Source organism: Pedobacter miscanthi (genome assembly GCF_003315595.1).
In the GTDB taxonomy this organism is placed as follows: domain Bacteria; phylum Bacteroidota; class Bacteroidia; order Sphingobacteriales; family Sphingobacteriaceae; genus Pedobacter; species Pedobacter miscanthi.
On the sequence record NZ_QNQU01000008.1, the window covers coordinates 1 to 18,601 of the forward strand.

The 18,601-nt window shown below is 40.2% G+C and carries 17 protein-coding genes; 7 read left to right on the forward strand and 10 right to left on the reverse strand.

What is annotated here, in order from left to right:
• Positions 1–206 precede the first annotated feature (206 nt).
• Positions 207–452, forward strand: a complete 246-nt coding sequence (locus DRW42_RS10315) for a hypothetical protein (protein ID WP_113948750.1) — start codon at positions 207–209, stop codon at positions 450–452.
• Between the two features lie 24 nt (positions 453–476).
• Positions 477–1,880 (forward strand): alkaline phosphatase, encoded by a 1,404-nt coding sequence (locus DRW42_RS10320; protein WP_113948751.1) that lies wholly within the window; start codon positions 477–479, stop codon positions 1,878–1,880.
• Positions 1,881–2,168: 288 nt separating this feature from the next.
• On the opposite strand, the gene DRW42_RS10325 is transcribed toward DRW42_RS10320, so the two are convergent.
• Positions 2,169–2,948 carry an HAD-IIA family hydrolase gene (locus DRW42_RS10325; protein WP_025142364.1) on the reverse strand — a complete coding sequence of 260 codons (780 nt, stop codon included), beginning with the start codon at positions 2,946–2,948 and terminating at the stop codon, positions 2,169–2,171.
• Positions 2,949–3,141: 193 nt separating this feature from the next.
• Between DRW42_RS10325 and DRW42_RS10330 the strand changes: the two genes are divergently transcribed.
• Positions 3,142–3,669, forward strand: a complete 528-nt coding sequence (locus DRW42_RS10330) for a hypothetical protein (protein ID WP_113948752.1) — start codon at positions 3,142–3,144, stop codon at positions 3,667–3,669.
• Positions 3,670–3,678: 9 nt separating this feature from the next.
• Here the strand turns inward: DRW42_RS10330 and DRW42_RS10335 are convergent, their stop codons facing one another.
• From DRW42_RS10335 to DRW42_RS28745, 6 genes are all read right to left on the reverse strand, one after another.
• Entirely contained in the window at positions 3,679–4,407 is a 729-nt protein-coding gene (locus DRW42_RS10335; RefSeq protein WP_167437802.1) for an esterase family protein, read from the reverse strand.
• A gap of 65 nt (positions 4,408–4,472) precedes the next feature.
• Positions 4,473–5,060, reverse strand: coding sequence for a GDSL-type esterase/lipase family protein (locus DRW42_RS10340; RefSeq protein ID WP_113948753.1), 588 nt, complete (start codon positions 5,058–5,060; stop codon positions 4,473–4,475).
• A 264-nt stretch (positions 5,061–5,324) separates the two neighbouring features.
• Positions 5,325–5,996: a hypothetical protein gene (locus DRW42_RS10345; protein ID WP_113948754.1), complete on the reverse strand. Its 672-nt coding sequence runs from the start codon at positions 5,994–5,996 to the stop codon at positions 5,325–5,327.
• Between the two features lie 70 nt (positions 5,997–6,066).
• Positions 6,067–6,651: a Crp/Fnr family transcriptional regulator gene (locus DRW42_RS10350; protein ID WP_208643541.1), complete on the reverse strand. Its 585-nt coding sequence runs from the start codon at positions 6,649–6,651 to the stop codon at positions 6,067–6,069.
• 582 nt (positions 6,652–7,233) lie between these two features.
• Positions 7,234–8,313 carry a fatty acid desaturase family protein gene (locus DRW42_RS10355; protein WP_113948756.1) on the reverse strand — a complete coding sequence of 360 codons (1,080 nt, stop codon included), beginning with the start codon at positions 8,311–8,313 and terminating at the stop codon, positions 7,234–7,236.
• Positions 8,314–8,633: 320 nt separating this feature from the next.
• On the reverse strand, positions 8,634–8,804 hold the full coding sequence (locus DRW42_RS28745) for a hypothetical protein (protein ID WP_158544319.1): 171 nt from the start codon (positions 8,802–8,804) through the stop codon (positions 8,634–8,636).
• Between the two features lie 316 nt (positions 8,805–9,120).
• Between DRW42_RS28745 and DRW42_RS10360 the strand changes: the two genes are divergently transcribed.
• The 3 genes from DRW42_RS10360 to cysM all read left to right on the forward strand — a co-directional run bounded on the left by DRW42_RS10360 (position 9,121) and on the right by cysM (position 13,965).
• Positions 9,121–11,727, forward strand: a complete 2,607-nt coding sequence (locus DRW42_RS10360) for a DUF7133 domain-containing protein (protein ID WP_113948757.1) — start codon at positions 9,121–9,123, stop codon at positions 11,725–11,727.
• 539 nt (positions 11,728–12,266) lie between these two features.
• The gene (gene epsC / locus DRW42_RS10365; RefSeq protein WP_113948758.1) at positions 12,267–13,079 is read left to right on the forward strand and encodes a serine O-acetyltransferase EpsC; all 813 of its coding nucleotides are present in this window, start codon (positions 12,267–12,269) and stop codon (positions 13,077–13,079) included.
• Between the two features lie 13 nt (positions 13,080–13,092).
• The gene (gene cysM, locus DRW42_RS10370) at positions 13,093–13,965 is read left to right on the forward strand and encodes a cysteine synthase CysM (RefSeq protein ID WP_113948759.1); all 873 of its coding nucleotides are present in this window, start codon (positions 13,093–13,095) and stop codon (positions 13,963–13,965) included.
• Positions 13,966–13,970: 5 nt separating this feature from the next.
• Here cysM and DRW42_RS10375 read toward each other — a convergent pair whose 3' ends face one another.
• The 3 genes from DRW42_RS10375 to DRW42_RS10385 all read right to left on the reverse strand — a co-directional run bounded on the left by DRW42_RS10375 (position 13,971) and on the right by DRW42_RS10385 (position 16,812).
• Positions 13,971–14,354: a response regulator transcription factor gene (locus tag DRW42_RS10375; RefSeq protein WP_113948760.1), complete on the reverse strand. Its 384-nt coding sequence runs from the start codon at positions 14,352–14,354 to the stop codon at positions 13,971–13,973.
• A 10-nt stretch (positions 14,355–14,364) separates the two neighbouring features.
• Positions 14,365–14,682, reverse strand: coding sequence for a hypothetical protein (locus DRW42_RS10380; protein ID WP_113948761.1), 318 nt, complete (start codon positions 14,680–14,682; stop codon positions 14,365–14,367).
• 543 nt (positions 14,683–15,225) lie between these two features.
• The gene (locus DRW42_RS10385; protein WP_113948762.1) at positions 15,226–16,812 is read right to left on the reverse strand and encodes a 7TMR-DISM family protein; all 1,587 of its coding nucleotides are present in this window, start codon (positions 16,810–16,812) and stop codon (positions 15,226–15,228) included.
• Between the two features lie 161 nt (positions 16,813–16,973).
• Between DRW42_RS10385 and DRW42_RS10390 the strand changes: the two genes are divergently transcribed.
• Positions 16,974–18,590 (forward strand): Na+/H+ antiporter, encoded by a 1,617-nt coding sequence (locus DRW42_RS10390; RefSeq protein WP_113948763.1) that lies wholly within the window; start codon positions 16,974–16,976, stop codon positions 18,588–18,590.
• The last annotated feature ends 11 nt before the right edge of the window (positions 18,591–18,601 follow it).

An 18,601-nucleotide genomic window follows, 5' to 3' on the forward strand; every position in this document is an offset into this window, starting at 1 on the left:
AAATATTTATAACACTAAGTTAATAGCATTGGTGTCCTCACGAACCACTAGCATTATTTTTTGCTCCACAAACCACCTGCGTTAGCTCATCCTTAATATTTACTTAAAATCAGATCATCAATATTAATGATATCATAACACTATCTGTTTACAGGGCTAATAGTTATAAATCAATTTTGTAATAAAAGAATCAGAAGTTAAATAATATGAGATTGGTTTCATGCATCGGACTTTTAACGGTTATACCTGCAATTGCATTGCTTACTCATAGCAACGAACCACATGCTGCTATTGAAACACATCAACAAGATAAAATGAGCGCTGCAATATCAGCTAATGCCGTTCAAACTGATTCGTTGTTACGCGCCAAAGTAAATACGCCTGCTCAGAAGCATTTGGGTTTCACAGTAAAAAGTGCTGTAGAAACCAGTTCTGTACTTACAAAACAATAAAAAGCACCATTGCTTTATCGAAATATGAATAGAAGATCGTTATTAAAAGGCGGCTTGCTGGCCGGTTTAAGTGTACCACTTGTGGGGCTGAAAGATGTAATCGCTACTCCTGTTGGCGGACCAAAAAAAGCAAAAAACATCATTATGATGGTGAGCGACGGCATGAGCATTGGTACCTTAAATATGGCCGATCTTTATGCCAACCGGGCTTATGGCAAAAGCAGTAAATGGCTGGGCCTGTACCGCGACAATAAAGCTGTACGCGCTTTGATGGATACCGCTTCGGCCAGCTCAATGGTTACCGATTCTGCAGCTGCCAGCTCATCATGGGGCGGAGGCATGCGTGTTAAAAACGGTTCACTTAATGTAGGTATTAATGGTGAGAAACCTCAGCCTATCCTTCAGAAATTTAAAGAAAAAGGTAAAAAAGTAGGTTGTGTAACAACAGTTCCCATTACACACGCTACACCAGCAGGTTTTTGCGTCAATATTGACAACCGTGGCGGACAGGATATTATTGCTGAAATCTACCTTGGTTTAAAATTCGATGTGATGATGGGTGGTGGAAGCAAATACTTTGGCGAAAAGAGGGAAGGGGGCGACCTGATCCCAAAATTTCTTACCCAGGGATATAAAGTTGCCGAAAACAGGAACGAAATGTTGGCATTGGATAAATCGAAACCGGTTTTAGGCCTGTTTGCAGAAGACGGATTACCTTATGAAGTAGACCGTATGCACGATGCTGAATTGCAGAAAACTGTGCCTACACTGGCCGAAATGACAATGAAAGCCATTGAATTAATGAAAGACCATAAAGATGGTTTTGCGTTACAGGTTGAGGGTGGAAAGGTAGATTGGGCAGCACACTCTAACGATTTGGGCGGATTAATCTTCGATCAGCTGGCTTTTGATGAAGCGGTTGGTAAAGTAATCGAATTTGCCGAAAAAGATGGCGAAACCCTGGTAATTATCACCACCGATCATGGAAATTCGAACCCTGGTTTGTTTTATGCAGACGAAGCCAACAAAAAATTCGATCGCCTGCAGCGTTTTAAACACAGCAACACCTGGTTGCTTGCGCAACTGGACCAATCGTTCAGTGAGCAGAAAATTATGGAAATGATTAAAGAAAACCAGGGTATAGAAATGAAAAGTGAAGATGTAAAATCGTTGCTAAGCCATTTTAAAGATATTGTTCCGGGGCAGTTATATAACGAAGCCAACCTTCCTTTTTACGAATATGGAAAAATTTTAGGCAAATACACCGATGTACAATGGGCAGGTATGAACCATACCGGCGATTATGTTGAGCTTACTATGTTCGGTCCGGGATCGGAACAGCTAAAGCCTTTCGTTAAAAATTACGAACTGCATAATTTCATGTTAAAAGCCGCCGAAATGCCAAAACACTTTTTGGTGACGAAATAAGTTCATTGGTTTATTCGTTATTGGTCATTGGTTTATTGGTCATTTGTTTACTAGGGGCAAATTGCCATTGTTCATTAATGTGGTGTCAGATGTTACCATCTGACACATAATAATGCTTTTTTGCCACGGAAACACAGAATTCACAGATAAATATTCCATGATCATTTGTGTTTTTGTGGCTAAACCAATCTCTAATTTTATCTAAAACGCATTGAAGAATCTTTTATTTATATCAATGCCCTTTAGACTCCGGACTCCGGACTAAAGACTAAGGACTAAGGACTAAATTCAAGCCTCCCACCAGGTTAAAGGAAATTTAATTTCGTCAACAGAACTGGCAATCATATCCGGTTTAAAAGCGTAATGACCTAAAGTATCCTTGCTTGATATGCCCGAAAGCACCAAAATGGTTTTATAGCCCATTTGTACACCACCCTGGATGTCGGTTTCCATGGTATCGCCGATAACGGTAGTTTCGCTCGTTTCCAAACCTAAAAATTTACGTGCCGAGCGCATCATTACAGGGCTGGGTTTGCCCGTAACAAAAGCCTTTCTTCCGGTAGCTTCTTCAATCATGGCTGTTGTTGCCGCGATACCTAAATTGTTCCAACCCGGTTTCTTAGGCGATGGATCTCGGTTGGTTGTAATAAATTTTGCGCCGGCAAGGATCATATCTACCGCCCGCTGCACCATTTCGAGCGTAAAATTTCTTCCTTCACCCAATACCACAAACTCAGGATCTGTATTAACCAAAGTAATGCCATGATCGTGTAAACTGCTCAATAAACCTCCTTCACCTAATACATAGGCCGTTCCTTTCGGGCTTTGATCCGAAAGAAATTTAGCCGTAGCCATGGCACTGGTGTAAACATGGCTTTCTTCAACCTTTATGCCCAGTCCTTTTAATTTGCGTACCACTTCTAATGGGGTTCTCTGGCTGTTATTGGTCATAAACGCGAAGGGAATTTCTTCGTCGATTAAGTTTTTAATGAATTTGTCTGCTCCGGTTATCAGCGCCTCCCCACTATAAATCACCCCGTCCATATCTATTAATAATCCTTGTTTCATGTTTTTGTAGATTTAATCTGCTTGTATGCAAACTTAATGTTTTCTTGTTCAATCAACGTTAAATTACAGGTTTTGAACTTTCAAAAATGGTCAATTATGCTGCTTTCTATGGCTTTTTTTATTTAACATAAACTTAATATAGGAGTTGTAGCATTACCATGCTTTATAACGTATCCCTTACAAAAACTAAATAATGAAAAACGCTGTCAAAACAACCACTATTCTTTTAATTGCATGTACAACTTTCTTTGCCTGTAAAAAGAAAACCGAAGATCCGATGGATTTTACGGTTGATGATCAAAATTTAACCGCCTGTCCGCTGGGTACAACATGTCATTTTCAGTATGCAGATAATGCTTCGATGGATGAAAACTGGCTAAATATAACAGCTGGGCAGCATCGGATTTTCTGGGCCAGGAATGTGAAGGACTCCAGAACGAGCTGGATGTATTTTCAGGCGCCTATGACCGGAGATAGATTTTTGTTGAACGATGCGGATGTGCAGGCCGGAAAGGTAAAATTTGTTTCTAGCTGTCCGGTATGTTACGGCGTAGAACTCAGAGCGTTAAAAGGAACTGTTAAAGGAATAAAAGTGGTTAAAAATAGTGCTGAACCCGAAAAATGGTTGTTAGAATCAAATATCGTTTTGTCTGTAATAGGATCTATTGTGCCTGTAGATACCATTTATGTTAAGCAATATTATACTCCTGCAATACAATAATTATAGACCTTAAATATACATCGGTGCCATTTTTCGCCAGTAATGGGGCCGGTGTGCATTGCTTTCCCAGGTGTGGAACTGATTGGGGATACCTTTTTCCCATAGCAGGCTGCTAAGGTGCTGGTTTCCGCTTAAAAACGGATCTGTTTCGCCTACAGCTAAAATAATTTCAATATTCCTAACTGCTGTAAGCAATGTATCATCATTTAAATTAGCCAGGTATTGTGCCGGCATGTTTAGGTAAACTTTTTCGTCGTGAAATCCATTTAACAAATCCCTGAAATCGCCAATATTATCCGTCAAATCATATCTTCCACTAATGCCAACAGCCTTTTTAAATAACCATGGATATTTCATCGCCAGATTAATGGCATGATAGGCGCCCATACTACAACCTGCAGTTTCTATAAAATTACCGTCGTTTTTTTGGTGGATTAATGGCATTACCTCATCTAACAAATACTTTTCATATTGGAGATGCCGCTCAATCCTGACCGATGGAAATACATCATCATTATAAAAGCTTTCTCCATCAATACTATCTACACAGAAAACCTGGAGTTCGCCATTTTCGATCTGTTGGCCCAAAGAAGCAATAATTCCCCAATTTTCATAATCATAGAAACGAGCCATGCGGGTAGGGAAAAAGATAACCGCCCGGCCGCTGTGCCCGAAAACCAGCAGCTCCATATCCCTTTGCAGACTATGGCTGAACCATTTGTGGTATTCCCTGTTCATCTGTTTAAAATCTTGATAGAAAAATAATGCTCCGATGTTATCGTGATATTAATTAACGGTAATGATTAACCTAATTTTTCTTTAACAGCTTCGGTCCATAAACGGTACCCTTCGTCGCTTAAGTGTAAACCATCGTGATCGTAGAGTGCCGGATTTGGATTGCCCGATTTATCCAGCATTTTTTTAAAAACATCAATAAATTTCCAGTTCCCATTCAGTTTGATAATCTCGCTTTCAATAAGGTTGTTGGTATACCTGAACTGATCGGCAATATGCCAGCGGTGAATGCTCGGCTTTAAAGAGATAAAATAACATGGAATTGTGCCAAACCTAAGGTTAACTTTTACGATCAGCTGCTGAAAGAATATAAAAATTTCTTCGGGGTTTCGGCCATCTCCAAGGTCGTTATCTCCTGCATATACCACAAGTGCCTTTGGCTTGTAATCGGTCATAATCCTTTCGAAAAACCATACACAGGCAGCCAGGGTAGATCCTCCAAAACCCAGATTGGTTACCTTGGTGAAGTTGAAATCATCTTCCAAACTGTTCCATAACCGTATAGATGAACTCCCATAGAAAATAATCCCCGGATGGTCGCGGTCTAAACGATACCTTTTTTCCAATTGTTTAACCTCTTCTTCGTACCAGTACATAACGCTAAAGATAAAAAGATCTGCCTTTTATAGAAATGGCTTGTATGTTAAGTTTATGTGAAGTGGGTTATTGGCTCATTGGCTCATTGGTTCACTGGTCATTAGTTCATTGGTCATTGGTCATTAGTTTATTGGTCATTAGTTCATTGGTCATTAGTTTATTGGTCAGGTTCACTGGTCATTAGTCATTGGTTCATTGGTCATTGGTTATTAGGTCATTGGTTATTGATTTGTAACAGTAAAACAAACCTACAATCAAAAAATCTAACTACCTAGTAACTTCCGGATTGAAACTAAATGGGAAAACAATACAATTGGTACGATGAAGGCCGGAAGCAAGCTGAAAGGAAAGTACAGCAATGCAATATTTGGCTGTGAAAAAGCAAATTTTTGTATCGGAAATGGCGCCGATAATACAGCTGTGGTTACAATATTCGCCAATAGTAAGAGGCAAATAATGTTCCATGCCAGTAAAACTTTTTTATTTAGTTTGTTTTTAATATATCCGAAATAATAAATAAAGGGAGCGGTAATTCCGCATAAAATATCAAAATTTCTGCCTTCAAAAGTCATCATTTCTGGTACAGCATGATGTATAAACAGCCAATAAAGCGTCAGTTCCACAGGTATCCTGATAATATGTAATATCGTTAGTTTACCAATATCAATCCCGGTAATAAATGCCTTCCCCTTTTTGGAGAAAAAAGTAGCAACGATAAGGGCAATAGGGGGTAATACGAGCAATACAAATCGGGGCGGCATAACGTGGATCACCTGATAAAAGCCCGAAATGCTTAGTAAAGATTGTATGGTTAGCCATAAAAAGAATATGCTGGTCAAAGTTTTTGAAAAACCAACGGCCTTAAAAAATAATACGATGGTTAATAAGGCAGTTAACGCAAATAAGATGTAAAGTGATATCGGTAAGTGTTCCATGAGTTAATTGTTTCTACAAAAGAACCCATTTTAACTCCTGTTTATCTTCGCATTTGGCAAGAAATACCTGTTAATGTTTTTTTGCAAAATCTTTTCTGATTCTGCTGAGAGAAGTATCTGTTACCCCTAAAAAGGAAGCAATATGTTTTAGAGGGGCATGCTGAAAAATTTCAGGATTTGATTTTAGCAGTTCTGCGTAACGCTGTTCGGCGGTTTCGGTAATCATTGATAGTGTTCTGCTTTTAAGTCCTGAAAAGCCTTGCACCAGTATCGATCTCCCAAAATCCCTAAATTCAGGTATGCTATGGAAAAGTTCATTTAGTTGAGCAAAAGTAATAAACCAGCCCTCACACTCGCTTAATGTATGGATATTCTCCTTTGATTTATCTCGTTTAAAGAATGAAGAAACCTCAAATACCATCTCGCCTGGAATATAAAAATTTGTGGTCACCTCTTTTCCCTCCGTGTCGTGTACAAATGCCCGCATGTAACCATTTTCAAGAAAAAGATACTCGTTGCATACTTTGCCAGCCAGAAGCTGAAAATCACCTTTAGCTAATTTCTTATAGGTAAAATGTTCGGCAATTTGCTGGTAGATAACTGGAGAAACGTTGTTACCCTGATTAAAAAAGTCGATTAGTTTTCCTTTTGTCATTCCAGATTGCATTTAAGCGAATATAAAAATAATTAAGGCAATTGGTCATTGGTCATTGGTCATTGGTTAATTGGTCATTGGTCATTAGTTCATTGGTCATTCGTTCATCAAGGCGTTATTCCGACTGGAACATAGTGGAATGCCTGCTTGCTTCGGGTAGGGAGAGATCTATCTAGAGATAGATTTTGCTTCGCAGAGCACTACGTGGTTATCGTCTTCATTGCACTCGGCGATTATTTATATTATTATGCAATCATGTATTAGTGAGTGATTTGTATCACTTGTGCATTTCACCCGGCTAGGCCAAAGCACTTCATCCCCGTTCAACTAAAACCCGGCCTAATAAATTTTTCGGGCTCCATTGACCCAGCCAAACTACTGGCTTCCAAAGAAAAATTTTCAGACGGCATTTTTTGTTTCTTTTTGATGCCAAAAAGAAAGAGCCCTTCGGCGGCGGCGAGCCGAGGCAAGACTGTGCATTAGGGTGAAAAAATCAATTGTACGTCATTAATATTGATTTTATATAAATTCCTCAGGGTGATACTTTGCGCGAAGAATAGACTTTAGACTAAAGATTCAAGACTAAACCGCCCTTCCCATTTTCTTCAGTATCCTGAAATGCGAACGCAGTGCTGATAAAAAAGTTGTGTTTTCGTGGTAAGGTAATCCAAATTCCAAAGCCGTTTGTTTTACAATGCCCGATATCCGTCCATAATGCACATGGCAGATTTTAGGAAAAAGATGATGTTCTATCTGTCGGTTTAAACCACCCAGGAAAAAGGCCGAAACACGGCATTCGGTAGCAAAATTGGCTGTAGTGCGCATTTGGTGCTCTGCCCATGCCTCTTCCATATTGCCTTCTGCATTGGTTAAAGGGAAATTTGTTCCTTCTACCACATGTGCCAGCTGGAAAACCAGACCCATGGTTAAACCCTGAGCCATGTGTAACAGAACAAAGCCAATAACAATTTGCCACCATAATAAAGGCATCACTAAAATGGGTAAACCGATAAAAATAAAATAGTAAAGAAATTTATAGAAAAACAGGTTAAAATATTCAATTTTCGGATGTTTATGCGCACAGGCACCAACACTTTTCTGGAAAAACTTTTTATAATCCTTACGGAATACCCACGAGAGCGAGGCGAGACTATAAAGCGGGAAAGCATACCACTGCTGGAAACGCTGATGAGGCTTTAATTCATCTTCGCTACAGATCCTGATCAATCCTGGCGCAACCTCAATATCTTCATCGTGGCCAGGAATATTGGTATAAGTATGATGCACCACGTTATGGGTAATGTTCCAAACATAAGGGTTTGCACCCACCATGTTAAAAAGGAAACTAAAAAAAGAATTGATACGCTTTGAACTCGAAAACGAACCATGAATGGCATCATGACAAATATTGAAACCAATGAATGCACAAGTTGCACCCAGCAGGATCGTTAAAAACGAAAGGATGAGGGTGGGAAGCGGTAAAAGTAATATGATAAGATAAAATGCCATAAATAAAGTAAGGAAAAGGCAGGCCTTAAACCACATCAATTTATTGGCATTGGTGCTTCTGTTGTTTTCTTTAAAATCGTTATTTACCCTGCGGCGTACTTCGGCGTAAAACGTGTTTCCCGGTAAACATGGGAATTTTGCTTTTAATTTCATGATCTTGTGCTCTTATCAACCCCATGTACGAGGCGGATAATCCAAGTTCATATAAGCTATTGGTGTATCAGGACAATTTTGCCCTGCTTCTACTATAAACGTAAACACTGCTGGTTTAGTTTTCAACGAAGGTAGTAACTTTAATTGCTCATGCACCTTTACTAAATGTTAAATAAAGTTACGTTTTTGTTAAAAAAGCGAATTTTAAGGAAGCTGATCAGAAATGTATCGGTGGGAGATGAATAGAACCTGAAATTTTAGGCAATAAATTACTGTCCACACCTCCTTTGGTTGGAAAACAAGTTTAATCAAAATACAGGCTACTCGCTGTAATTCCTCTTATCAGCAGCATAAATATGGTACCAGATGTACAGAATCCATATTAAAACCACAGTGCTGTAAACCAGTTCAGGATCAAATGAATCCTGTGTAATTAGCAGCGCAATGGAGGAGATCAGGGCAGTCAGGAAGAAATAAAAAATATTTTTCATAACATACTGATTTAATGAATGTTGGATTTAGTAAATATAATAAAATATCTGCTTATTGACAAATTAAAAAGAGGATTGTTGACATGATTTTGATTATTTAGCCTTTTTAAGTCCTTTTTAGACTAAAATCAGTGTAGTTAATTGATATTCTATTGATTTATATTGTATTATGTTAACTTTTATGCCTTTGTAAGTTAAATATTAAACTTTACCCGCAGGGTAAAATTTGAGTTGAATTGCACAAAATTGTGGCAAACGGTAAATGGTAATTTTTGTATGTTTACCCCACAACTAACCAAAAAAACAATAACACACAATGATTAAATTTTCTCTTAGTTTTATTTCTTTTGCTTTGGTCTTTTTTGGGCTGAAGAGCTTTTTTAATGATCCACAAACGCAGCGGGTATTGCCTCCGGGCTTAACCATTACTAATTTTGCTGGTCCAGATGTTACACCAAGTCCGGCTTGTTTGGCTGTTGCGCCTACTGGAGAGGTATATGTTGGCGTAGACATGATCGGATCTTTAGGTAAAGAGCAGGGTAAGGGCCATATCCTTAAACTAATCGATAAAGACAATGATGGTAAAATGGACCAGCATATCGATTTTGCAGAGGTAGATAATCCCCGGGGCATTATTGTTCAGGGCAGTCAGGTATTTGTACTGCATACCACTTTCTCAAAAGAAACAAAACAGGCCACAGGGATGGATCTGGTCGTTTTTGAAGATAAAAATGGTGATGGTAAAGCCGATGGTCCAGAAAAACCACTCATCGAACACATCAGTAATGCAAAGTATATCCGTGAGCGTGGTACCGATCATGCCACCAATGGTATCAGGATGGGTATTGATGGCTGGATATATATTTCAGTAGGCGATTTTGGCTTTCATGATGCATTAGACCGTACCGGAAAAAAACTCACCATGTTGGGTGGCGGTATTTTACGCGTCCGTCCTGATGGTACCGAAATGGAAGTTTATACCCATGGCACCCGTAACGTGTATGATGTGGCGATTGATCCATACATGAATGTTTTTACCCGCGAAAATACCAATGATGGTGGTGGATGGAATGTTCGTTTTTCGCACCATATCCAGTCAGGAGAATATGGTTATCCGGTTTTGTTCCAGAATTTTACGGACGAAATTATCCCTGCACTGGCCGATTTAGGTGGTGGTTCGGGTACAGGGGCGCTATTTATGGACGAACCGAACTGGCCTGAACAATACAACCATGTACCCATGATGGCCGATTGGGGCCGAAGCATGCTCTACATTCACAGGGTTACAGCCGATGGGCCAACTTTTACCCAAAAGGACGAAGAATTTATTAAACTACCCCAAATTACCGACCTCGATGTAGATGGATCGGGAAGGCTTTACCTTTCGGCGTGGGATGGTGCTGGTTATTCGGGTAGTCCAGATAAGGGCTATATCGTTCGTGCGGTACCAAACAACTGGACTTACAAAGCTTTTCCTGATGTTAAAAAACTTTCTGTTAAAAAGTTAACCGAATTATTAAAATCGAACAGTGCTGTTGCGCGATTAAATGCTTCGCAGGAACTGATTTCTCGTAATAACAAACAGGCAACAGAAACCGCCTTAAAAACGGCTTCCGATCAAAATTTAGCACTTGATGTACGCATTGCAGGCTTATTTACTTATGCGCAACTGGCCAAAGAAAATGGTATTGCTACGCTGGTAGGTTTTACAAAAGATAACGCCTTAAAAGAGTTTGCGTTAAAAGCACTTGCCGACCGTAAAACCTTTATTGATAAAGTTCCTGTTGAACCATTTTTAGAAGGACTTAAAGATTCTTCACCACGTGTTCAGGCGGCTTCGATAATCGGCTTAAACCGTTTGGGCAGACCAGAAGTTGCCAATGTGCTTTTAAATACTAAAGTGCCTGCTTCTTTTGTTGCACCTGCAAAAGGTACCGAAGGTGCACATGCTACACCAAACGCTGCAATTATATTACCTCACCTTGCAGTACGTGCTTTGGTTGAACTTAATGCGGTTGAGCCTTTACTTGCTGCGGTGAAAACCGATAATGCCACTTTAGCACTTTGGGCATTACGTTATATGCACAACCCTAAAGTGGTAAACGGATTGATTGAAACTTACAATCAATCGAAAGATGAAAAATTGAAACAACAAATCCTGGTTACCTTAGGCCGTTTGTATAAAAAAGAAATTGCTTATGATGCTTCCTGGTGGTGGGGTACCCGTCCAGATTCGCACGGACCATATTTTAAAGCCGTAAGTTGGGAAGCTTCTCCTGTAATCGAAAAATTCTTAAAAGAGGAGGCTGCAAAAGCAGGTGCGCAGGGCAAACAGTTTTATGTTGATTTAAATGCACGCCAGAGAATGGATATCCCTGAGTTTACCGTTGAAGAAAAAGTTGCTGCAACGGAAGAACCAAAAATCGATCTCGAAAAGATCAAGAACAAAAAGGGCCAGGTGGGTAAATCCTCAATTGAGGATGTATTACTGGCCATTAATAAATTACAGGGCGACCCGTTAAAAGGAAGAGCTATTTTTAACAACCAAGGATGTATTACTTGCCACAGTTTAAGCAGAGCGGAGAAAATGAAAGGTCCGTTTATGGGGCAGATCGGTTCGATCATGAACCGCGAACAGATTGCCGAATCAATTTTAAAACCAAGTGCTTCAATTTCTCAGGGTTTTGCGTCGGTAATGATCACTGCTAAAGGCGACCGGACCTATATGGGCTTTATTACTGAAGAAACTGCTGCCAAAGTGGTTTTGCGTAACATTGCCGGCGAAGTTTTTACCATCAAGGCAGGCGATATTTTATCGCGTAAAGAAATGGAAAACTCCATGATGCCAGAGGGTTTGGCCAATTCGTTATCTTATGAAGAACTAGCCTCTTTGGTTACATTTTTATCTGAACAGAAAAAGTAATTGAGCCGAAGTTTCCTCCAATTCGTCATTTCGACCGTAGCGGAGAAATCTACCTCGATGTAGATATCTCCACTCCGCGATGCTCCGGAGATGACGGTTTTTTGTTAAACCGTTGTTTAAAATTATCGTCATTTCGAGCGCAGTCGAGAAATCTATGGAGGATTACTTCATAGATCTCTCCATTTCGCTGTGCCTCAGTCGAGATGACGTTTTTTTGTTAAACCGTCGTTTAAAAATTATCGTCATTTCGAGCGCAGTCGAGAAATCTATGGAGGATTACTTCGTAGATCTCTCCACTCCAAGATGCTCTGGTCGGGATGACGTTCATTGATAGTTAATCGACTCAATACTGCAGACGAAGAGCTCTCTACTCCAAACTCTGTACTTCAAACTCTCAACTCCCAACTATTTTGTTATTTCCCCGCCATTTTTATCATAAAACTCGGCGAGCAGTTCCGGTTTAAAAAAACAAAACCTACATTAGCGATTAAATCTATATATCTAGTCGATGAGCAGATCGGCTGGGCACGACCACCATTATGGATAACCATTTTTTTGAACAAATATTTAAGAACCCGCTTGAACAGCCCAATATTCCGCCTAATAAGGTCATATTCCGTTGGGCCGAAAAACTGATTCAGGTGCTCTTTCCCGAAAACGGACCCAAGGCTTTTTCAGGGATTGAAGAAGTGAAAGAAACAGTTTTGGCTTTGGAAGCTGAACTTTATGACATTATTTCGGCCAGTTGCAAACTTAATAACAGTGAATGTAAAAATGCCGCAGGCCAGTTTTTTGCAGCATTACCAGAACTTTACCGAGTATTGAATACCGATATCGTGGCCATTTACGAAGGCGATCCGGCGGCGCAGAGCCGTTTCGAGGTAATCAGAACTTATCCTGGTTTTTACGCCATCTGTTTTTACCGGATTGCACATTTACTATACAATTTCAATATACCGCTGGTACCAAGAATATTAACCGAATATGCCCATTCTAAAACCGGGATAGATATCCATCCGGCTGCAAAAATCGGTGAATATTTCTATATCGATCATGGTACAGGGATTGTAATCGGCGAAACCAGTACTATCGGTCAGTATGTAAAGCTTTATCAGGGCGTAACTTTAGGCGCATTGAGTGTAAAAAAAACACTGGCAGGCAGTAAACGGCATCCAACAGTTGAAGATAGGGTGGTGATTTATTCCGGAGCTACTATTTTAGGTGGCGAAACCATTATTGGCCACGATAGCATTATCGGTGGTAACGTATGGCTTACCGAAAGTATCGAGCCTTTTTCTACCGCTTATCACTCTCCAATAATTACCATCAGAAACCACAAGGAAACGATTTAATCAATACAATATTATGGCAGGAATCATCGATCTGATCGGAAATACGCCTATGGCCGAGCTCCAAAAAATGAATATTAACCCGGCTGTTAAGGTTTTCGCAAAACTGGAAGGCAATAACCCGGGTGGAAGTGTAAAAGACCGGGCATCGCTTAACATGATCAGGAGTGCGATAGAACGTGGCGAAATAGCTCCCGGAACAAAACTGGTGGAAGCTACGAGTGGTAATACCGGTATTGCACTGGCCATGATTGCGAGTTTATACAACCTCGATATCGAACTGGTCATGCCGGCAAACTCTACCCGCGAGCGTAAGGTAACCATGGAAGCTTTTGGCGCTAAGGTAACCCTTTTAGAAAGTATAGAAGACTGCCGCGATTATGCAGAAGATAAAGGAAGCAGCAAAGGTTACTTTTTGCTCAACCAGTTTGCCAATCCCGATAATTATTTAGCACATTATAAAACCACCGGACCTGAAATATGGAGAGACACCGAGGGCGGGATTACTCATTTTGTAAGCTCGATGGGTACAACAGGTACCATTATGGGCTGCTCGAGGTATTTTAAAGAACAGAATAAGGCTATACAGATTGTGGGCTGCCAGCCTACCGAAGGTTCGTCAATTCCGGGTATCAGGCGCTGGCCAACCGAGTACCTGCCAAAAATATTCGAGCCCGAACGTGTGGATCGTGTAATGGACATTGCGCAGGAAGAAGCAATTGTAATGTCGCGCAGGATGGCCAGAGAAGAAGGACTTTTTGCCGGAATGAGTTCAGGTGGTGCCTGTGCTGCAGCATTAAGGTTAGCTTCCGAACTAGATCATGGAACCATCGTATTTATTACCTGCGACAGGGGAGACCGCTACCTGAGCAGCGATCTTTTTGGTTAAAATATTCATTTCTTTTGTTTTGAAATAAGCATTTTCACCCTTTCGGTAATCGTTTCCATTTCAAAAGGTTTTTCTATGTAATCGTCCCAGTGCTGTTTGTAATAGGTACCATTTTGAAAACCATTTCTAGACGACATCAGCAAAATAGGTATTGCAGCATGTACCGATAGTTTTAGCTCGGTACATATTGCGCGCCCATCAGTAATACCCAATAAAACATCGATTAAAATTACATCTGGTAAAAAAGAAGCCACCTGCGTGTGTAAATCCACCGTACCCGAAAGACCCAATACCTCATAACCTTCAAATTCGAAGATCATCCGTATGGCATCAAGTGTTGCATGATGATCTTCGATAATCAGTATCCTGGCTTTATTTATGGATTGCATTTGTATTTTATTAAGGATAGCTGAGGTTATTGGCGCCACGCTTTTTAATCAGTAATTCAAGTATTTTCGAATCGGTTCTCGTAAGGCTGTCGAGCGAGTTCCGCAAACTCTGGTTAACAAGGCTCAGGTTGGTAAACATCTGGCGTAAGGTTTCATTTTCGTCCCTCAGTTCCATAAGTTCATTGGCAATGCTGCCATAATCCCTGATCCAGGTATCAAAGCAAGGTTTATCAATGGCCAGTTCGGCGCAAATTTCTTCAGGTTCTCCGCCATTATAAAATTCGTGGATGCTGCCAATAATTTGTGCAGGTGTGTGGTTTGGTTTCATAGTTATTATATGCTGTTGTGCAGAAGGATAAACTGTCCCGTTGTTTACCTCCTGCGGTACAGCAATATTTAAAATGTTCTTGTTATAGCGATAGGGACAAAGGAATAGAGCGTTTAAGGCTAATCAAAATATTTAACTACGCACTATTACGCAGGGTTTTTAACTGCCTGGTTTACAGTTGTAAAATTAAAATACTCTTCAGTTCTGATTTCATTGGATATGGTTTTGGTTGAATTAACGTTTTTATAAAGCCATGCCGTCAGTCGTGTAACAAATCATCCCGGATAAGACCGTTTCTGCCGACATGGCAAAAAATTGAGTACAATCCAGAAAAAAAAGGTTTTAATCTGTTTAGTTTATACGGTATCGCACCGCTTGTACTCCATTAGGTATATGCAAAGAGGGTGCGGCAGGTCGTTTTGTGCACTACGCATTTCTACGCAGGGCTAGTCAAATGCTTGTAATAAAGCTTTTTAAGGTGTTCTTGTTGATTAACTGTTAAAATGACGCGAAAGCCGATGGATCTTAGTTTTTGTATATTATTTAGGACAGATTAGTGAGGTCCAACATCCAGTTATGCATATTTGTTTCCCCGTCGATCCCCAGTTTTTTACGCAGCCTGTATTTACGGCTCTCTACAGCGCGTACACTTAACCTGCAGGTACGGGCAATTTCTTTGGTATCGAAGTTTAACCTGATGTAGGCACAGAATTCTAATTCTGCAGGAAGCAGTTGTGGCGAAATACGGAGCAATTCTTCAATAAAAGTGGCTTCAGTCTCTTTAAATTTTTTCATAAAAGAAGGATCACGCGATTGAGCAAGTTCAATAAGCTCTTTTAACGATAAAGGTTCTTCGGGCAGTGCAGTTTTTTTATTGAGCTGTTTACGGTAACCTTCTACCTGCTCGTGTAAAAGGATCCGCTGCCTGCGAAAATGTGCATTATGACGGGCCAGTAACCTGAGCCGTTGTCCGAAAAGTCCCAGACTGATCAATATGCCTTCAACTATTCCGGCCAAGGTAAGCAGATTAAAACTATACGATTGGAAAGGAATTAGCTCCATCAGGCTAAAAACAAAATAAATGGATACCAGGGCAACCGGGATCCATCCAAACACATAACACCAGATCAGGGGGTTGTTTTTGGCATATCCACGAATAATAATTACCTGTATACTGCTATAAAGAAAAAGTAGTGATGTTAATAAAAAGAAGATCTGTGTAAGGGCATTGGTAATGCTTCTTCCGTCCCATAAAGAGCAGATCAGGATCAGCGCCCAGCCAATGATCAGCGCAATAAAAAATCTGTTAAGCTGGGGTAGCTGCCGTTTTAACTTTAAAAAATAATTGTTAAACAGGATTGTACAGATATAACCCAGGGCTATAAAAAAATGTGCATGAACGAGGATAAATTTTGAGGCGAACTGTCCAAGTAATAATCCATAACCCTGCAGGTAACACACCATTACAATAAAGTAAAGTAAAATAACCCTTGCAAAATACAGGGCAAAAAGTTTGCTTCGCGTAACGATATACATGAAAACATGAAAGATGAGGATCATCAGGGCAATGCCTACATAAATCAGTTGTAAGCTGTAGGCCTTAATCAGTTCGTGGTTTAAAACCGATTCTGTAACCAGTTTTGCAGGTACTAAAAGGGTGTTCATTGCCCGCATGCGGATGTAAACCTCACCAACTGGTGCTTTTGCCAGGTTTAAGGGAAACGCATAACCAGTTCCGAGCGAAGCATCACTTTTTTTAAGGTTGAACATACCGGAACTAACCATGTTGAGTTTTCCTTGCGTATCACGATAGAACAAAGTGATGGAATCGATATTTGCATAATCTATAAAAAGATAGGGCAGGGTTTGGCTGTTCCGTTCGAACCTGATTTTCATCCACCATACCTTTCCGCTTGTACCACCATTAAATATCGCCGAACTGCCTTTCGAAAACCGCTCGGCCTTAAATTGCTCTACCTGTTTAAAAGAAGTGTTTCCCAAACTGTCCTGCCAATAATATGCTGATCTACCGATATTAACAAAAGGTTGTTTCTCGACCCGGATAACTGGTTGGGCTACGCACAGAATAGCTTCTGTGATGAAAGCGATAAGAAAAAATATGGTTCTCATTTAATTTAAACCAATGTAAAAAAGCTGGGATGACCTATTACAGCGGAGAAATTATGGCTTTATAATAGAAAAACCAAATTTTCTACAAAAAAAGATCTCCGCTAAAACGATTTGCCAATCAATTCAAATTTGTATTTTAGAAGCAAGTCTCAAATTTATATATGCATCAACTGATCATACAATACGCTTTTTTACTTGCTGTTATCCTTTTTGTAGTGATGCTGGCACAAAAAATCAAGGTAGCTTACCCTATATTATTGGTAATTGTTGGTTTGGCACTAAGTTTTTTGCCGATTCTCAAAGATATCGAGATTGAACCCGATCTTATTTTCGTTATTTTCCTGCCCCCGTTATTGTACGAAGCCGCCTGGAATACCTCCTGGAAGGATTTTTGGAAATGGCGCAGGGTAATCAGCAGTTTTGCTTTTCCTATCGTGATTTTCACTTCTACAGTGGTGGCATTAATCTCGAGTAGCCTTATTCCGGGTTTTACACTGGCACTTGGCTTTTTATTGGGTGGCATTATTTCCCCGCCCGATGCGGTATCTGCTTCAGCAATATTAAAAAATGTAAAAGTACCCAAAAGGCTTACCACCATTTTAGAGGGCGAAAGTTTACTTAATGATGCTTCCAGTTTGGTGGTTTTCCGTTTTGCACTGGCAGCAGTAATGACCGGCAGTTTTGTACTTACCCAGGCTGCAGGTAATTTTGTATTGGTAATTGCAATGGGTATTTTAATTGGCATTGGTGTGGCCCTTGTTTTTTATGCGCTGCACCGTTGGTTACCTACTACCACCAATGTAGATATCATCCTTACTTTTTTAACACCTTATGTAATGTATATGACTGCTGAAGAGTTTCATTATTCGGGTGTATTGGCGGTGGTAAGCGGCGGATTGTTCCTTTCGGCCCGGCGAGATCGTATTCTTACGCATCGCAGCCGGTTGCAGGGCATCAATGTTTGGGAAGCCGTTGCCTTTGTGTTAAATGGTTTTGTTTTCCTCCTGATAGGTTTAGAATTTCCGGTAATTATTTATGGTTTAGGGAGTGAGGGCCTTTTGCCTGCCATCCGTTATAGTGCAATTATCTGTCTGGTTTTAATTTTAGGACGATTGGCCAGTACTTATGGTGCCTTGTATTTTACGCGTTTTATCAGTCATTTTATTACCACTGCCGATCCGAACCCAAACTGGAAGGCCTCGCTGTTATTTGGTTGGGCAGGTATGCGTGGCGTGGTTTCTTTAGCGGCGGCACTATCAATACCAGTGGCTTTAAAATCAGGCGAAGCTTTCCCTCAGCGTAACCTTATTTTATTCATCACTTTTAGTGTAATACTCGTAACGCTGGTTTTGCAGGGCTTAACATTGCCCTGGCTTATCAAATGGGTAGATATGCCCGACCCTGATTATACGGTATCTTTTGAACAGCAGAAACAAATGGTAAGGAAAAAATTATCAATGTTATCGCTTAAAATTATCAATGAGAAATATCACAATGCCCTCGAACATAATGATATGATCAGGTCGATAAAAATCCGTATCGAAGCTGAAATGGAATTTTTAAAAGATTGGGAAAAGGAAGAAAATACACTCAGAACAGAGGGTTTTTATCACGATTACCGGGTTGCACTCGAAGATATTATGGCCGAGCAACGCATTTTACTTAAAGACCTGAACAGAAAGGAGCAGATTAACGATCAACTGATCAGGGAACAGTTAGAACTGCTCGATCTGGAAGAAGAAAAGCTCCGCAGGCATTTTAGCCAGCGGGAAGATTGATGCATGACATA

Excerpts from the sequence above, each read along its gene's own strand:
- DRW42_RS10385 (WP_113948762.1), bottom strand. The coding sequence starts at position 16,812 with ATGAGAACCATATTTTTTCTTATCGCTTTCATCACAGAAGCTATTCTG.
- DRW42_RS10355 (WP_113948756.1), bottom strand. The coding sequence starts at position 8,313 with ATGAAATTAAAAGCAAAATTCCCATGTTTACCGGGAAACACGTTTTAC.
- DRW42_RS10380 (WP_113948761.1), bottom strand. The coding sequence starts at position 14,682 with ATGAAACCAAACCACACACCTGCACAAATTATTGGCAGCATCCACGAA.
- DRW42_RS10350 (WP_208643541.1), bottom strand. The coding sequence starts at position 6,651 with ATGACAAAAGGAAAACTAATCGACTTTTTTAATCAGGGTAACAACGTT.
- DRW42_RS10360 (WP_113948757.1), top strand. The coding sequence starts at position 9,121 with ATGATTAAATTTTCTCTTAGTTTTATTTCTTTTGCTTTGGTCTTTTTT.
- DRW42_RS10315 (WP_113948750.1), top strand. The coding sequence starts at position 207 with ATGAGATTGGTTTCATGCATCGGACTTTTAACGGTTATACCTGCAATT.
- DRW42_RS10345 (WP_113948754.1), bottom strand. The coding sequence starts at position 5,996 with ATGGAACACTTACCGATATCACTTTACATCTTATTTGCGTTAACTGCC.
- cysM (WP_113948759.1), top strand. The coding sequence starts at position 13,093 with ATGGCAGGAATCATCGATCTGATCGGAAATACGCCTATGGCCGAGCTC.
- DRW42_RS10335 (WP_167437802.1), bottom strand. The coding sequence starts at position 4,407 with ATGAACAGGGAATACCACAAATGGTTCAGCCATAGTCTGCAAAGGGAT.
- epsC (WP_113948758.1), top strand. The coding sequence starts at position 12,267 with ATGGATAACCATTTTTTTGAACAAATATTTAAGAACCCGCTTGAACAG.
- DRW42_RS10340 (WP_113948753.1), bottom strand. The coding sequence starts at position 5,060 with ATGTACTGGTACGAAGAAGAGGTTAAACAATTGGAAAAAAGGTATCGT.
- DRW42_RS10390 (WP_113948763.1), top strand. The coding sequence starts at position 16,974 with ATGCATCAACTGATCATACAATACGCTTTTTTACTTGCTGTTATCCTT.
- DRW42_RS10330 (WP_113948752.1), top strand. The coding sequence starts at position 3,142 with ATGAAAAACGCTGTCAAAACAACCACTATTCTTTTAATTGCATGTACA.
- DRW42_RS10320 (WP_113948751.1), top strand. The coding sequence starts at position 477 with ATGAATAGAAGATCGTTATTAAAAGGCGGCTTGCTGGCCGGTTTAAGT.
- DRW42_RS28745 (WP_158544319.1), bottom strand. The coding sequence starts at position 8,804 with ATGAAAAATATTTTTTATTTCTTCCTGACTGCCCTGATCTCCTCCATT.
- DRW42_RS10375 (WP_113948760.1), bottom strand. The coding sequence starts at position 14,354 with ATGCAATCCATAAATAAAGCCAGGATACTGATTATCGAAGATCATCAT.
- DRW42_RS10325 (WP_025142364.1), bottom strand. The coding sequence starts at position 2,948 with ATGAAACAAGGATTATTAATAGATATGGACGGGGTGATTTATAGTGGG.